Origin of the sequence: Streptomyces sp. NPDC000345 (assembly GCF_042898825.1) — a bacterium.
Classification (GTDB): Bacteria; Actinomycetota; Actinomycetes; order Streptomycetales; family Streptomycetaceae; genus Streptomyces.
Genome location: NZ_JBIAZE010000018.1, coordinates 92,157 through 106,585, shown reverse-complemented (window position 1 = coordinate 106,585; position 14,429 = coordinate 92,157). Strand labels below are relative to the sequence as shown.

Genomic DNA, 14,429 nt, shown 5'->3' with positions numbered 1-14,429 from the left:
GGGGTGCCTCCCGCTCGAGCGATGCCGAGAGCGGGGGAGGGTGCCGGGCGCCGCGGGTGCTGTGCGGGACTTACGAACCCCCCTAGGGCGCCATGCGGGCTGCCGTGCCGGCGGTTGCGGGTTCGTACGGCTGGGCGTCCCGTTCCCCGAGCCCCTCGGGGGGTGCGCAAGCACCCCCCAGAGCGCCGTCCAGGTCCCGCCACAGGTCCTCGACGTCCTCCAGCCCCACCGACAGCCGCAGCAGCCGGTCGCTCACCCCGGCGCCCCGGCGCTCGTCGGCGTCCACGATGCGGTGGCTGATGGACGCCGGGTGCTGGATCAGGGTGTCGACGCTGCCGAGGCTGACCGCCGGGGTGACCAGGCGGACCCCCGCGATCACCTCGTGCGGATCGCCGGACACCTCGAAGGCGATCATCGCGCCGCCCAGGCGCGGATAGTGGACGCGGGTGACGCGCGGGTCGGCGGCGAGGCGGCGGGCCAGTTCGGCGGCGGTCGCGGAGGCGGCCCGGACCCGCACCGGCAGCGTGGACAGGCCGCGCAGCAGCAGATAGCCGGCCAGCGGGTGCAGGACTCCGCCGGTGGCGAACCGTATCTGCCGAAGCTGTCCCGCGAACTCCTCGTCGCAGGCGACCACGCCGGCCAGCACGTCGCCGTGTCCGCCGAGGTACTTGGTGGCGCTGTGCAGGACGAGCCGCGCACCGTGTTCGGCGGGCCGCTGCAGCACGGGCGTGGCGAAGGTGTTGTCGGCGAGCAGCGGGACCGTGCCGCAGGCGTGGGCGACGGCCCGCAGATCGACCTCGGCGAGGGTCGGGTTGGCCGGTGACTCGACCATCACCAGCCCGGTGTCGGGGCGCAGCGCGTCCGCGATCCCGGCCGGGTCGGTCCAGGTGACCTCCGAGCCGAGCAGTCCGGCGGTCAGCAGATGGTCACTGCAGCCGTAGAGGGGGCGGACGGCCACCACGTGGCGCAGGCCCGTCGAGGCACGCGCGAGCAGCACGGCGCTCAGCGCGGCCATCCCGCTGGCGAAGGCGACGGCGCTCTCGGTGCCCTCCAGGCGGGCGAGGGCCGTCTCGAAGCGGGCGACGGTCGGGTTGCCCAGCCGTCCGTAGACCGGCGGGCCCTGCGGCTCCGCGCCCGTCGCGGCGAACGCGTCGATGCGGGCGGCCTCGGCGCGGCTGTCGTAGGAGGGGTAGGTGGTGGACAGGTCGATCGGCGGGGCGTGCAGGCCCTGCCGGGCCAGGTCGTCCCGCCCGGCGTGCACGGCCTCGGTGGCCAGTGCGCGGGGTGCCGGGGACGTACGCACCTCGTCGTACGGGTGCGCGTGCGTGCTCGCTGCGGCTGAGTCCATGGACCGCAGAGTGAACAACGGACGGGCGACGAGAATCGAACACCGTGCTACGTTCGGCCGATGGCCGAATCTGTCGTACTGGACCCGGTGGATCTCCAGCTGCTGCGGCTGCTGCAGAACGACGCCCGGACGACCTACCGCGATCTCGCGGCGCAGGTCGGGGTGGCGCCCTCGACGTGCCTGGACCGCGTGACACGGCTGCGCCGCTCGGGCGTGATCCTCGGGCATCAGCTGCGGCTGGATCCGGCCAAGCTGGGGCGGGGCCTGCAGGCGTTGCTGTCGGTGCAGGTCAGGCCGCATCGGCGGGAGCTGGTGGGGCCGTTCGTGGAGCGGATCCGGGCGCTGCCGGAGGCGCTGACCGTCTTCCATCTCACCGGTCCCGACGACTATCTGGTGCATGTCGCGGTCGCCGACATGGCCGATCTCCAGCGGCTGGTCCTCGACGAGTTCACGGCCCGGCGGGAGGTGGCCCGGGTCGAGACCCGGCTGATCTTCCAGCGGTGGGACTGCGGGCCGCTGCTGCCGCCCGGGGAGGGGCCCGCGCCCTCGGCTCGAACACCGTGACGACGCGCTCCCCGCCCCGCTCGAACAGCCGTGGAGGAGGTCCGGCGCACCGTCGGTTCAAACACCCGCACGCGGTCCTACGCCATCAGCTCAAACGCCGTGACGTGCGCCGTCCCCTCGTACGAGGATGGTGTGCATGTCACATACCAACAACCCGCTTCCCCGTGCGGTCGCCGACGCCTACGTCGACGGCCTCATCGCCCTCGACCCGGTCACCGGTACCTATCTAGGCGTGGCGGAGAGTTCGAGCCGTCTGCCCGACTTCTCGCCCTCCGGTCAGGAGGCGTTCGCCCGGCTCATGCGGGACACCCTGGCGCGGCTCGACGAGGCGGAGCGGCAACCGGGCGCGGACAGTGACATCGAGCGCCGGTGCGCGCGCCTGCTGCGCGAGCGCCTCACCGCCGCTCTCGCCGTGCACGACGCCGACGAAGGCCTGCGCTCGGTCGGCAACATGGGCACGCCCGCGCACCACGTGCGTGAGGTGTTCACCGTGACGCCCACGCAGACCGACGAGGACTGGGCGGCGGTCGCGGAGCGGCTGCGGGCGGTGCCCGCGGCCCTGGCCGGCTACCGGGAGTCCCTGGCGCTCGGTCTGGAGCGCAAGCTGTACGGCGCGCCGCGGCCGACCGCCACCTTCGTCGGCCAGCTGACCGAGTGGTCGGACACGGACGGCTCCGGCCGCGGCTGGTTCGAGGACTTCGTCGCGCCCGGACCGGACGCCCTGCGCGCGGAGCTGGACGAGGCGGCCCGTACGGCGACGGCGGCGGTCGTGGAACTGCGGGACTGGATGCGCGAGGTGTACGCGCCCACCGTCGAGCACGCGCCGAACACCGTCGGCCGCGAGCGGTACGCCCGCTGGTCGCGTCACTACAACGGCACCGACCTCGACCTGGACGAGGCGTACGCGTACGGCTGGGCGGAGTACCGCCGGCTCCTCGGCGAGATGCGCAAGGAGGCCGAGCGGATCCTGCCGGGCGCCGCGACGCCCTGGGTGGCGCTCGCGCACCTCGACGAGCACGGCAAGCACATCGAGGGTGTCGACGAGGTCCGCGACTGGCTGCAGGGCCTGATGGACCAGGCGATCGAGGCGCTGGACGGCACCCACTTCGAGCTCGCCGAGCGGGTACGGCGGGTGGAGTCGCGGATCGCCCCGGCCGGCAGCGCGGCCGCCCCGTACTACACGCCCCCCTCGGAGGACTTCTCGCGGCCGGGCCGCACCTGGCTGCCCACGATGGGCCAGACCCGGTTCCCGGTGTACGACCTCGTCTCGACCTGGTACCACGAGGGCGTCCCGGGCCATCACCTCCAGCTGGCGCAGTGGGCGCACGTCGCCGAGAACCTCTCGCGCTACCAGGCCTCCGTCGGCATGGTCAGCGCCAACGCCGAGGGCTGGGCGCTGTACGCGGAGCGCCTGATGGACGAGCTGGGCTTCCTCACGGATCCGGAGCACCGGCTCGGCTATCTGGACGCGCAGATGATGCGGGCGGTGCGGGTCATCGTGGACATCGGCATGCACCTGGAGCTGGAGATCCCGGCGGACTCGCCGTTCCACCCGGGCGAGCGCTGGACGCCCGAGCTGGCGCAGGAGTTCTTCGGGTCGCACAGCAGCCGCCCGGCGGACTTCGTGGAGAGCGAGCTGACCCGCTACCTGACCATCCCCGGCCAGGCGATCGGCTACAAGCTCGGCGAACGGGCCTGGCTGCTGGGCCGCGAGAAGGCCCGTGAGCGCCACGGGGCCGCCTTCGACCTCAAGTCCTGGCACATGGCGGCCCTTTCGCAGGGGTCTTTGGGCCTCGACGACCTGGTGGACGAGCTGGCGCGGCTCTGACCCGGGCGGGGCGGGCCCCGGAAGCGCGCTGTCGCCGGGGCGAGCGTGGGGGCCGCGGAAATTCGCTGTCGCCGGGGCCCGCCGCTGCGCCACCCTCGTCTCCCATGACGATCACCCGGACCCTGTTCCTGTCCCCGCGGCTCACCGCGACCGGCCGCGCCCTCGCGGACGCGGCGCGGCGGCGCGGGGCGCAGGTGGAGACGCTGCACGACGGGCGGGTGCCGGACGGGTGGCGCGCGGCCGAAGGCGCTTCGCTGTACGCCGGTCCGCTGTTCGCGGACGCGGTCGCGCGGGAGCTGGGCGTCGGACTGCTGGAGGCCCCGGAGGACTGGCTGGCCCGGCTGCCTCACGCCCTCACCCTGCGGGAGGTGGAGTTCACCACGATCGAGGAGGCGCGGAGGCTGCGCCGCCCCGCGTTCGTGAAGCCGCCGAACGACAAGAGCTTCCCGGCCCGCGTCTATCCGGACGGCAGCGGGCTGCCGGGGTCCGACGCGGTCGAGGGCACGGAGCCCGTGCTGGTCAGCGACATCGTGGCGTTCGCCGTGGAGTACCGCCTGTTCCTGCTGGACGGCGAGGTGCGCACGGGCAGCCGGTACGCGACCCGGGGCGCCCTGGACGTCGTCCCGCTGGCGGAGGACCCGCGGCGCGCGGAGGTGCCGGCCTTCGCGGAGCGGCTGGCGGGGACGGGGCTGCCGAGCGCGATCGTGGTGGACGTGGGCCTGATCGACGGCGCGGGCTGGGCGGTGGTGGAGGCCAACGCCGCCTGGGCCAGCGGCCATTACGCGTGCGACGCGGACGCGGCGCTGGACGTCGTCCTGTGCGCGGCCCGCCCCGAGGGGGAGTTCGGGGAGGCGGAGCGCCGCTTCCTGCGGCCGGTCCCCGAGGTCGTACGCGACTGACGCGGCACGGGAGCGGTCAGCAGCCGCAGTTCGCCGCGTCCACGGGAGCGGTGAGCGGATCGGCGTCGCGCCGCTCCCGGCCCTCCCAGGTCTCGTAGGCGAAGCCCTCGCGCACCCAGTACTCGAAGCCGCCGAGCATCTCCTTGACCCGGTAGCCGAGTTCGGCGAGCGCCAGGGCGGAGCGGGTGGCGCCGTTGCAGCCGGGGCCCCAGCAGTACGTCACCACCGGCACGTTCCTGTCGAGGAGCTGCTCGGCCTGCTCGGGGACGAGCGCGGTGGGCAGGTGGACGGCGCCGGGGAGGTGGCCCTGGTCCCAGGCCTCGGCGGAGCGGGAGTCCAGGACGACGAACCCGGGGTCGCCGCCGCCCGCCGCGTCGAGGGCGGCCGCCACGTCGGAGACGTCGGCGTGGAAGGCGAGGGAGGCGCGGAAGTAGGCGGCGGCCTCGGTGGGGGCGGCGGGGGCGACACGCAGGACGGGGTTCACGGTGGCGGTCATCGCAGGGCCTCTCTGTGGCGGGTTCCCTATGACCAGAAATCTACGGCCGGTGATCACCTGTCTGAAGGGGCATTCCCCGGCGCGAGGGTTGCTCCGCCGGGGATTCCCCTGCTATCCCTCGCTCATGACCGCGTATTCCCCGGACGCCACCGACTGGCGCATCCTCGAGGTCCTCCAGCGCGAGGGCCGGGCCAGCTTCGCCGAGCTGGCGCGGGCCGTGTCGATGTCCCCCAGCGCCGTGACCGAGCGGGTGCGGCGGCTGGAGGAGGCCGGCGTCATCCGGGGGTACGCGGCCGTCGTGGACCCCGAACGGCTGGGGCTGCCGATCCTGGCGTTCGTACGGCTGCGCTACCCCAACGGCCACTACAAGCCGTTCCACGACCTCGTGGCGGTCACCCCCGAGATCCTGGAGGCGCACCACGTCACGGGCGACGACTGCTTCGTGATCAAGGTGGCCGCCCGTTCGATGCGGCATCTGGAGGAGGTGTCCGGGAAGATCGGCGCGCTCGGGTCGGTGACGACCAGCGTCGTCTACTCCTCGCCGCTCCCCCGGCGCCCGCTGGGCCGGTAGCCCCGCTGCCGCACCACCGACCCCGCGCGGCCCTTCACGACCTCCAGCTGGGCGTGGACACGCCGGCGCAGGTCGGCGACGTGGCTGACGATGCCCACGCTGCGGTCGCGTTCCCGCAGGGAGTCCAGGACGTCGAGCACCTCGTCGAGGGTCTGGTCGTCCAGGCTGCCGAACCCCTCGTCGATGAAGAGGGTGTCCAGGCGCACCCCGCCCGCCTCGTCGGTGACCACGTCGGCGAGGCCGAGGGCGAGGGCGAGCGAGGCGAAGAAGGTCTCGCCGCCCGAGAGGGTCGCGGTGTCGCGCTCCCGGCCGGTCCAGGCGTCGACGACGTGCAGGCCCAGCCCGCTGCGGCCGCGTCCGGCCCGGTCGTCGGAGTGGACGAGGGTGTAGCGCCCCGACGACATCCGCTGCAGCCGCGCGGTCGCGGCGGCGGCCACCTGCTCCAGACGGGCCGCGAGGACGTACGCCTCCAGGCGCATCCTGCGCTCGTTGTCGGCCGAGGTGCCCGCGGTGAGGCCGGCCATGCGGGCCACCCGGTCGTACTCCTCGCGCAGGGGCGCGAGCCGCCGTACGCCCTCGGCCGTGCGGGCGGAGAGCCGGTCCAGTTCCGTGCAGCGCCGTGCGGCCGCGTCGCGCGCGGAGGCGGCGTCGCGCAGCCGCCGGGCCGCGGCGGCGGCCGCCTCCTGCGCCGTCGTGAGGTCGGCGGGCGGCTGCTGGGCGGCGGCCGCGGTGTCGGCCTCGGCGAGCACCGCGCGGACCGCGGCCTCCTCGGACTGCCGTGCGTCCAGGCGCCGTTGCAGCTCGCGGTGGGCGTCGGCGTCGAGGAGGGCGTCGGCCGCGGCCTGCGGGGTGTCGAAGCCGGCCCGGAACGCGGCGTCGGCGAGCCGTGCGTCGGCGTCCTTGAGCCGCTGAGCGGTGTCCTCTGCGGCCCGCGCGGCATCCGCGGCCTCGGTGAGCAGCGCGACCCGCCGCTCCAGCTGGGCGGCACGGGCCGCCACGCTGTCGGCCGCGCCCCGCGCCTGCGCCAACTCCGCTTCGAGTGAAGTCCGTTCCCGGTCCAGTGCGTCCCGTCGCGCGACCCTCGAAGCGGCGCGTACGGCGGCCTCCTGCTGATCGCGGACACGCCGGTCGCGTTCCTGCTCGGCCTGCCGCAGCTTGTCGTGCGCGTCCCGCAGGGTCGAGGCGCCGCTGCGAGCCAGGTCGTACTCCCGCTCCAACTCCTCGACGAGCGAGGCAAGTTGCTCGGTGGGCGCGTCACCGGCCTCGCCCTCGGCCACGGCCAGCTCCCGCTGGACGAGGCCCAGGCTCCGCTCGGCCTCGGCGCGCTCCTCGTCGGCCCGCTGGAACGCGGCCAGCGCCCGCTCCTCGGTCTCCCGGCCGATGTGCCCGGCGTCCTTGCGCGCGGGTGCCGGGTGCTCGACGGCACCGCAGACCGCGCAGGGTTCGCCGTCGGTGAGCCGCGCGGCGAGTTCGGCGGCGATGCCGTTCAGCCGCCGCTCCTTGACGTCCAGCCATGCGGCGCGGGCCTGCTGGGCGCGCTCGGTGGCGGTGAGCACGTGCCGGTGTGCGTCGTCCGCGTTCCGGGCGAGCCGGTCCCGCTGACGGGCGGCGGCGAGCCGCTTGCGGGCGGGTTCCCGCTGCACGGCGAGCCGTTCGGCCCGGGTGGCGTCCTCCTGGGCGGACTCGACGGCGCTCAGGAGGGCGGTACGGGACTCCTCCCACCCGGCGAGCCATGCCCCGGCCTCCTGGAGGACGTCCGCGTCGGCCCGCTCCTGCCGGTCCAGACCGGCACGCTCCGCGAGGAGTCCGGCCAGCCGCCGCTCGGCCCGGCGGGCCGACTCCAGACCGCCGAGCTCCTCCGCCGCCCGACGGGCGGCGGCCGCGAGTCCGGCGGCGCCGGCGTCGGCGAGCGCATCCCCCGGCAGCGCGGCCCGGGTCCCGCCCGCGCTGTCGCTGTCCGTCCGGGAACCCTCGGGTCCGGCCCCGTCGAAGGACTCCCGCACCAGCGCCCGCGCACGGGCCTCCGTCCGTACCGCCCTGTGGTGTTCCGTCTCGGCCGCCTCGCGCAGCTCCAGCGCGGGGGCCACCGCCTCGGCCTTGCGGGACCGCTCCATGCGTGCCTGGTCCTCGCGGTGGGCCCCGGCGCGCTCCTCCAGCCGCTCGGCCCGTTCCCGTGCCTCGGCGAACCGCCGCTGCAGACGTGCGAGTTCGCGTACGTCGGTCAGCGTCCGCTCGGCGGTCGCCTGGGCGGACTCGGCGGCGGCGAGGCGGCAGTGGGCGATCGTCAGCTGCTCGCGGGCGGTACTGCGGGCCACGGCCGCGGCGGTGACGACGGCCTCGGCGAGGCCCGGCTCGCCCGGCTGGAGCTCGGGCAGCTCCATGGCGTCCCCGGCGGCCTGCTGCATCCGGTGGGCGTCGGCGACGAGGTCGGCGTCGCCCTCCCGCACGCGTGCCTCCGCCTCCCGGCGGCGCTCGGCGAGCCGCTTCTCCACCTCGGCGAACCGCCGGGTGTCGAAGAGGCGGCCCAGCAGCCGGCCGCGTGCCTCGGCGTCGGCGCGCAGGAACCGCGCGAACTCGCCCTGCGGCAGCAGCACGACCTGGCAGAACTGCTCCCGGCTCATGCCGAGGAGCTGGGTGATCTCCTCGCCGATCTCCTGGTGGGACCGGCTGAGGTCCTTCCAGGCGCCGGTGACGGGGTCGTACTCGCGCAGCGAGGTCTGCGCCTTCTCGACCGTCGTGCCCGTGCCGCGCTTCTTGGCGCGCTCGTGCGGCGGCTGCCGGGTGATCTCCAGCCGTCGTCCGGCGACGGTGAGTTCGAGGGCGACCTCGGTGCGGGTGCCGGGGGCCGCGTGGTCGCTGCGCAGGGTGAGCCCCTGGCCCTGGACGCTCTGGCGGGCGCCCGGGACGGAGCCGTAGAGCGCGTAGCAGACCGCGTCGAGGACGGAGGTCTTGCCCGCGCCGGTCGGGCCGTGCAGCAGGAAGAGGCCGGCGGCGGAGAGTTCGTCGAAGTCGATGCTCTGGGAGCCGCCGAAGGGCCCGAAGGCCGTCAGATCGAGCCGGTGCAGCCTCACCGCGCCACCTCGCGCACGGTGTCGTCGGCACGGACGGCGTCGAAGGCGTCCCGCAGCACGCCCCGCTCGCGCTCGTCGGGCCCCGCGCCGCGCACATGGGCGACGAAGTCCTCGGCGATCTCCTGGTCGCTGCGGCCGGCGAGGCGCCTCGCGTACGAGACGTCCGGGTCGTCCGGGGCCCGCTCGGGGGCGAAGACGAGGCTGAGCGTGTGCGGGAACCGCTCGGTCAGCCGGGCCATGGGGTCGGCGGGGCGGACGGTGTCGGTGAGCGTCGCCTCGACCCAGGCCTCCTCGTACCGGGCGAGCGCGGGGTCGGCGAGCAGCTCCTCCAGGGTCCCGGAGATCCGGGCCAGCGCGCGCGGCACCGGGCAGTCGATCCGCTCGGCGGTGACGGCCCCTTGCGCGTCGAGGTCGACGAGCCACATGGTCTTGCGGTGGTCGGCCTCGGAGAAGGATTGCGGCAGCGGTGAGCCCGAGTAGCGGACCCGCTCGGTGAGGGTCTGGGAGCCGTGCAGATGCCCCAGGGCCACGTAGTCCACGCCGTCGAAGACACCCGCGGGCACCGAGGCGACTCCGCCGACGGTGATGTCCCGCTCGCTGTCGCTGGGTTCGCCGCCGGTGACGAAGGCGTGGGCGAGGACGACGGACCGGGTGCCGCCCGCGCGGGTCGCGAGGTCGGCGCGGACCCGGTCCATGGCGGCGGCGAGCACGGCCTCGTGGCCGGCCTTCTCCACGCCGAACTCGTCCTTCACCAGGGCGGGTTCGAGGTAGGGCAGACCGTAGAAGGCGACGTCGCCGTGGGGGTCGGCGAGCACCACCGGGGTCCCGGCCGCCGAGGGGTCGGTACGCAGATGGATGCCCGCCCGGCCGATCAGTCCGGCGCCCACGCCGAGCCGGCGGGCGGAGTCGTGGTTGCCGGAGATCATCACCGTCGGCACGCCCAGGTCCGCGAGGCGGTGCAGGGCGTCGTCGAACAGCTCGACCGCGGCGAGCGGCGGCACCGCGCGGTCGTAGACGTCGCCCGACACGACGACCGCGTCGACCTCGCGCTCCCGCACGGTGGTGACGAGATGGCCGATGAACGCGGCCTGCGCCCCGAGCATGTTCACGCGGTGGAAGGACCGGCCGAGATGCCAGTCGGACGTGTGCAGCAATCTCAAGAAACCGCTCCGACCTACAGGACCGACCGTGAACAGCGACCACGCTAACGCCTTCGGCCCCTGATCCCTCACCCGCTTCGGTCTTTTGTCCGAACCAGTGCATAAATCGAACGATATGCCCGCTCCCTTGGCCGGCCCGGCATGAATTCGTTGGACAACTGGTCCGCGTCCGACGACCGTTGGTGGGATGGAACAGGAGCAGATCTGGGACGCGGACACCGCCCGGCGCTACGACACCCCCGGTAGCGGAATGTTCGCACCCGAGGTTCTCGAACCGGCCGTGGAGCGCCTCGCCGAGCTCGCGGGCGGCGGACCGGCGCTCGAGTTCGCCGTCGGCACCGGACGTGTGGCCGTCCCGCTCGCCGCGCGCGGGGTGCCCGTGACCGGCATCGAGCTGTCCCGCCCGATGATCGACCGGCTGCGGGAGAAGGCGGACGACACGACGATCCCGGTGGTGGTCGGGGACATGGCGACCGCCCGCGCGCCGGGAACCTACGCACTCGTCTACCTGGTCTACAACACGATCTCCAACCTGCTCACCCAGGCCGAGCAGGTGGAGTGCTTCCGCAACGCGGCCCGCCACCTCGCTCCCGGGGGACGGTTCGTGATCGAGCTCTGGGTGCCCGAACTGCGCAGGCTCCCCCCGGGGACCCCGGCGACCGTCTGGCACGCGGAGCCCGGCTACATCGGCCTGGACACCTATGACGTCCTGCGCCAGCACGTCGTCTCGCACCACTTCAGGTTCGACGAGGAGGGCCGCCAGGCCCGGCTGGACCGCTCACCGCACCGTTACATCTGGCCGGCCGAGCTCGACCTCATGGCCCAGCTGGCCGGATTCGAGCGGGAGAGCCGGCACGCGGACTGGTCGGGAGCCGAGTTCACCGCCGAGTCCCGTTCCCACGTGTCGGTCTACCGCATCCCCGCGGACGCCTAGGGCGTCCCCCGTCCGGCCGCGCGCCGCCCGTCAGGCGTCCCCGTACGCCTCGCCGCCCACTTCGAGGACCGCGGTGCCCGCCGTGGTGTCGGCGAGCCAGGAGCGGAAGGCGTCCACGTCGGCGTCCGGGAGACCGATCTCGATGGTGACGGTCTCGCCGTAGCGGACGTCCCGCACCTCGCGGCCGGTGGAGCGCAGGTCGTTCTGGACCCTGCCGGCGCGCTGGTGGTCGACGGTGACGGTGGCGAGACGGAAGCGGCGGCGGGTGAGGGTGCCGAGAGTGTCGAGGGCCTCGCCGACCGCGCCGCCGTAGGCCCGGATCAGGCCGCCGGCGCCGAGCTTGACACCGCCGTAGTACCGGGTGACGACGGCGACGACGTACCGCATGTCCCGGCGCAGCAGCATCTGGAGCATCGGGACGCCCGCGGTGCCGCCGGGTTCGCCGTCGTCGCTGGCCTTCTGGACGGCCGCGTCGGCGCCGATGACGTAGGCCCAGCAGTTGTGGGTGGCGTCGGCGTGCTCCTTGCGGACGGACGCGATGAAGTCCTGGGCCTCCCGCTCGGTGGCCGCCGGGGCGAGGGCGCACAGGAAGCGTGAGCGGTTGACCTCGGTCTCGTGCACGCCCGCCCGGGCGACTGTGCGGTACTCGTCCTGCATCCGGCCAGCCTATGCGCCGGCGCCGGGCCCGCCGGCACCGGAGGTGCGGCGGCGCCGACGGGCGGGGCCGGTTCAGCCGCCCTTCTTGCCCCGGGGCACGATCATCGAGGTCAGCAGGGCGGTCCCCGGCGTCAGGGTGTCCCAGGCGGTCCCGTGCCAGGCCAGCACCGCGATCGCCGACGTCGGGAACTTCAGCCGGACCTCGTCCAGCGCGTCGTCGAGTGCGTCCCCGGCCAGATCCAGGACCAGTTCCTCCAGCCCCGGGTTGTGCGCGACGAGCAGCAGCGTCCCGACCCCCGCGGGCGTCTCCCCCACGACCTCCAGCAGTTCGGGCACGTCGGCCGCGTACAGGCGCGGCTCGAAGCGGACCGGGGGCGGGGTGTCCCACTGGGCACGGGCCAGGTCCCAGGTCTGGCGGGCGCGTACGGCGGTGGAGCACAGGGCGAGGTCGGGGACGCAGCCCGCCTCGGCGAGGGCGCGGCCCGCGGCCGGGGCGTCCCGGCGGCCGCGCGGCGCGAGGGGCCGCTCGTGGTCGGGGACGCCGTCCGGCCAGTCCGACTTGGCGTGCCGCAGCACCACAAGCCGGCGCAGGGGGCTCCCCTGCGCGCTCATGCCGGGGCTCCCAGGTCGCGGGTGAGGTCGAGGCCGAGGAGACGGTCGGCGTAGGCGTAGGTCTCGAAGCGGGCGCCGTCCGGCAACTCGGGCCCGGCGTCCTCCACCCCGCGCAGCACCCTCAGCACCTCCGGCACGTCCAGGTCGTCCTCCCAGGCGGCACGGAGCCGTCCGCGCACCTCGTCCGGGACGGGCCGCGACGGCCGGCGCGCCCAGCCGGCGACGGCCCTCCGCCAGCGTACGAGGAGGTCCTGGGCCTCGCCCAGCGCCGCGGCGTCGAGCCCGACGGGCTCGGTGCGGGGCCGGGACAGCAGCGCGAGGCGCAGCGCGGCGGAGTCGGCCGGGACCGCCCCCGTCACCGGCGCCACGGCGATCCGCACCCCGTCGGGGGCGGGGCCGGCCTCCCCCACCACGTGCAGGATCCGCGCCTCCCCCACCCCGGCGCCGAGGTCCCGGCCGTCCTCGAAGGGGTGGATGCCGAGGGCGGTCGCGCCCGCGCGGAGCTCCGCCTGGTCGCGTTCGCCGGTCAGCACGGCCCACACGGGCGTGCCGCCGAGCTCCAGCGTCCGCACGAGGACGTCGGCCACGAGGAGGACGCGGAGCGAGCTCGCGTCGTACCCCGAGGCGTGCGCCTGCACCCGGGTCAGTCCACGGCGGGCGGGGGCGGCGACGACGGGTTCGCCGGTTCGGGCGTCGGTGATGCGCAGCACGAGGCGAGCCTAGGCGGCCCGCGGGCGATGCGCAGGCGGGCCCCGGAATCAGCGGGCGGCCCGCGCTGTTGACGCCCTGGACAGACCCCGTCCGCACCCCGCAGGAGGCCGACCGTGTACGGCGACGAGGCAACGATCCGCAAGATCCTCACCGGGCTCGGTGACACCTGGGCCGTGGTGGGGCTCTCGACGAACCGCGGGCGGGCCGCGTACGGCGTCGCCGAGGTGCTGCGGCGTTACGGCAAGCGGGTGGTGCCGGTCCACCCGAAGGCGGAGACGGTGCACGGGGAGCGGGGCTACGCCTCCCTCGCGGACATCCCCTTCGAGGTGGACGTCGTCGACGTCTTCGTCAACAGCGACCTCGCGGGTGCCGTCGCCGACGAGGCGGTCGCCAAGGGGGCCAAGGCCGTGTGGTTCCAGCTCGGCGTGGTCGACGAGGCGGCCTACGGGCGGACGCGCGCGGCGGGCCTGGAGATGGTGATGGACCGCTGCCCGGCCATCGAGATCCCGCGGCTGGGCTGACCCGGCCTGCGCTCCCCCGGCCGGCTGGGCCGACCCGGCCGGCAGGCCTCCCCGGGCCCACAGGTTCCTCGGGCATGCTGGGCGCCCGTATGCCCGAGAACGAGTACGGCTCCCCGTCCCCCGCCCGCTGCTGCATGCCCGCCGGCGGGGGTGCCGCCGAGCCGGCGCGCCCGTCGCCCGTCCCGTCGCCGCGTGCCGCCGCCGACGGGACGGTGGAGCTGCCCGGCGGTGAGTTCCTGATGGGCGCGGAGGACTGCGAGGGTTTCCCGGCGGACGGCGAGGGTCCCGTGCGGGCGGTGCGGGTCGCGCCCTTCCGGATCGACGCGTACGCCGTCTCGAACGACCGGTTCGCGGAGTTCGTCGCCGGCACCGGGCATGTGACGGACGCCGAACGGCTCGGCTGGTCGTACGTGTTCGCCGGCTTCCTGCCGGGCGCGCTGCGCCGGGACTCGCCGCGCCCCGAGCGGACTCCCTGGTGGTGCGCGGTCTCCGGGGCCGCCTGGAACCGGCCGGAGGGACCGGGCAGCGGCCTGGACGGACGCGGGGACCACCCGGTGGTGCACGTCTCCTGGTTCGACGCGGCCGCCTACGCCGCCTGGGCGGGCGGGCGGCTGCCCACCGAGGCCGAGTGGGAGTACGCGGCCCGGGGTGGTCTGGAGCAGAAGCGCTATCCATGGGGCGACGAGCTGAATCCGGGCGGGGAATTCCGCTGCAACATCTGGCGGGGCACCTTTCCGGCGAAGAACACCGCCGCCGACGGACATCGGGGAACGGCGCCCGTCGACGCCTTCGCACCGAACGGGTTCGGGCTGTACAACGTGTCGGGAAACGTGTGGGAGTGGTGTGCCGACGCCTGGTCCGCGCACAGCCCGGAGAAGGTGATCCGGGGCGGCTCGCACCTGTGTCACGCCTCCTACTGCAACCGTTACCGCGTGGCCGCACGCAGCGCCAACACCCCCGACAGCTCCAGTGGCCACGCGGGTTTCCGGTGCGTCCAGGACGTCCAGGACGTCTGAAAGACGCGTGACCGCCGGACGGCCGGCCTGTTCCAGAGGGC

At 74.8% G+C, this 14,429-nt stretch carries 14 protein-coding genes; 7 read left to right on the top strand and 7 right to left on the bottom strand.

Going from position 1 to position 14,429, the window contains the following annotated elements:
• Nucleotides 1–82 precede the first annotated feature (82 nt).
• Nucleotides 83–1,348: a trans-sulfuration enzyme family protein gene (locus tag ACFY30_RS33205; protein WP_390848849.1), complete on the bottom strand. Its 1,266-nt coding sequence runs from the start codon at nt 1,346–1,348 to the stop codon at nt 83–85.
• 60 nt (nt 1,349–1,408) lie between these two features.
• On the opposite strand from ACFY30_RS33205, the gene ACFY30_RS33200 reads away from it, so the two are divergent.
• The 3 genes from ACFY30_RS33200 (at nt 1,409) to ACFY30_RS33190 (ending at nt 4,639) form a co-directional block, all read left to right on the top strand.
• A complete protein-coding gene (locus tag ACFY30_RS33200; protein WP_390657252.1) occupies nt 1,409–1,912 on the top strand; it encodes an Lrp/AsnC family transcriptional regulator in 504 nt (167 codons plus the stop codon).
• Between the two features lie 136 nt (nt 1,913–2,048).
• Complete coding sequence (locus ACFY30_RS33195; RefSeq protein ID WP_390848848.1) at nt 2,049–3,740, top strand: DUF885 domain-containing protein; 1,692 nt, start codon at nt 2,049–2,051, stop codon at nt 3,738–3,740.
• A gap of 104 nt (nt 3,741–3,844) precedes the next feature.
• The gene (locus ACFY30_RS33190) at nt 3,845–4,639 is read left to right on the top strand and encodes an ATP-grasp domain-containing protein (RefSeq protein ID WP_390848847.1); all 795 of its coding nucleotides are present in this window, start codon (nt 3,845–3,847) and stop codon (nt 4,637–4,639) included.
• A gap of 16 nt (nt 4,640–4,655) precedes the next feature.
• On the opposite strand, the gene ACFY30_RS33185 is transcribed toward ACFY30_RS33190, so the two are convergent.
• Nucleotides 4,656–5,135, bottom strand: a complete 480-nt coding sequence (locus ACFY30_RS33185) for a rhodanese-like domain-containing protein (RefSeq protein WP_390848846.1) — start codon at nt 5,133–5,135, stop codon at nt 4,656–4,658.
• A gap of 124 nt (nt 5,136–5,259) precedes the next feature.
• On the opposite strand from ACFY30_RS33185, the gene ACFY30_RS33180 reads away from it, so the two are divergent.
• Entirely contained in the window at nt 5,260–5,706 is a 447-nt protein-coding gene (locus tag ACFY30_RS33180) for an Lrp/AsnC family transcriptional regulator (protein WP_390848845.1), read from the top strand.
• On the opposite strand, the gene ACFY30_RS33175 is transcribed toward ACFY30_RS33180, so the two are convergent.
• Complete coding sequence (locus tag ACFY30_RS33175) at nt 5,667–8,777, bottom strand: AAA family ATPase (RefSeq protein ID WP_390848844.1); 3,111 nt, start codon at nt 8,775–8,777, stop codon at nt 5,667–5,669. The genes ACFY30_RS33180 and ACFY30_RS33175 overlap by 40 nt on opposite strands.
• Nucleotides 8,774–9,937 (bottom strand): exonuclease SbcCD subunit D, encoded by a 1,164-nt coding sequence (locus ACFY30_RS33170; RefSeq protein ID WP_390848843.1) that lies wholly within the window; start codon nt 9,935–9,937, stop codon nt 8,774–8,776. The genes ACFY30_RS33175 and ACFY30_RS33170 overlap by 4 nt, the downstream gene beginning before the upstream one ends.
• 187 nt (nt 9,938–10,124) lie before the next feature.
• On the opposite strand from ACFY30_RS33170, the gene ACFY30_RS33165 reads away from it, so the two are divergent.
• Nucleotides 10,125–10,871, top strand: coding sequence for a class I SAM-dependent DNA methyltransferase (locus ACFY30_RS33165; RefSeq protein WP_390848842.1), 747 nt, complete (start codon nt 10,125–10,127; stop codon nt 10,869–10,871).
• Nucleotides 10,872–10,901: 30 nt separating this feature from the next.
• Here ACFY30_RS33165 and ACFY30_RS33160 read toward each other — a convergent pair whose 3' ends face one another.
• The 3 genes from ACFY30_RS33160 to ACFY30_RS33150 all read right to left on the bottom strand — a co-directional run bounded on the left by ACFY30_RS33160 (nt 10,902) and on the right by ACFY30_RS33150 (nt 12,850).
• Nucleotides 10,902–11,528 carry a YigZ family protein gene (locus ACFY30_RS33160; protein WP_390848841.1) on the bottom strand — a complete coding sequence of 209 codons (627 nt, stop codon included), beginning with the start codon at nt 11,526–11,528 and terminating at the stop codon, nt 10,902–10,904.
• A 72-nt stretch (nt 11,529–11,600) separates the two neighbouring features.
• The gene (locus ACFY30_RS33155; RefSeq protein WP_390848840.1) at nt 11,601–12,140 is read right to left on the bottom strand and encodes a SixA phosphatase family protein; all 540 of its coding nucleotides are present in this window, start codon (nt 12,138–12,140) and stop codon (nt 11,601–11,603) included.
• Nucleotides 12,137–12,850, bottom strand: coding sequence for a hypothetical protein (locus ACFY30_RS33150; RefSeq protein WP_390848839.1), 714 nt, complete (start codon nt 12,848–12,850; stop codon nt 12,137–12,139). The genes ACFY30_RS33155 and ACFY30_RS33150 overlap by 4 nt, the downstream gene beginning before the upstream one ends.
• A 114-nt stretch (nt 12,851–12,964) precedes the next feature.
• Between ACFY30_RS33150 and ACFY30_RS33145 the strand changes: the two genes are divergently transcribed.
• Both ACFY30_RS33145 and ACFY30_RS33140 read left to right on the top strand, forming a co-directional pair.
• The gene (locus tag ACFY30_RS33145; protein WP_390848838.1) at nt 12,965–13,372 is read left to right on the top strand and encodes a CoA-binding protein; all 408 of its coding nucleotides are present in this window, start codon (nt 12,965–12,967) and stop codon (nt 13,370–13,372) included.
• Between the two features lie 89 nt (nt 13,373–13,461).
• Nucleotides 13,462–14,388 (top strand): formylglycine-generating enzyme family protein, encoded by a 927-nt coding sequence (locus tag ACFY30_RS33140; RefSeq protein WP_390848837.1) that lies wholly within the window; start codon nt 13,462–13,464, stop codon nt 14,386–14,388.
• Nucleotides 14,389–14,429 lie beyond the last annotated feature (41 nt).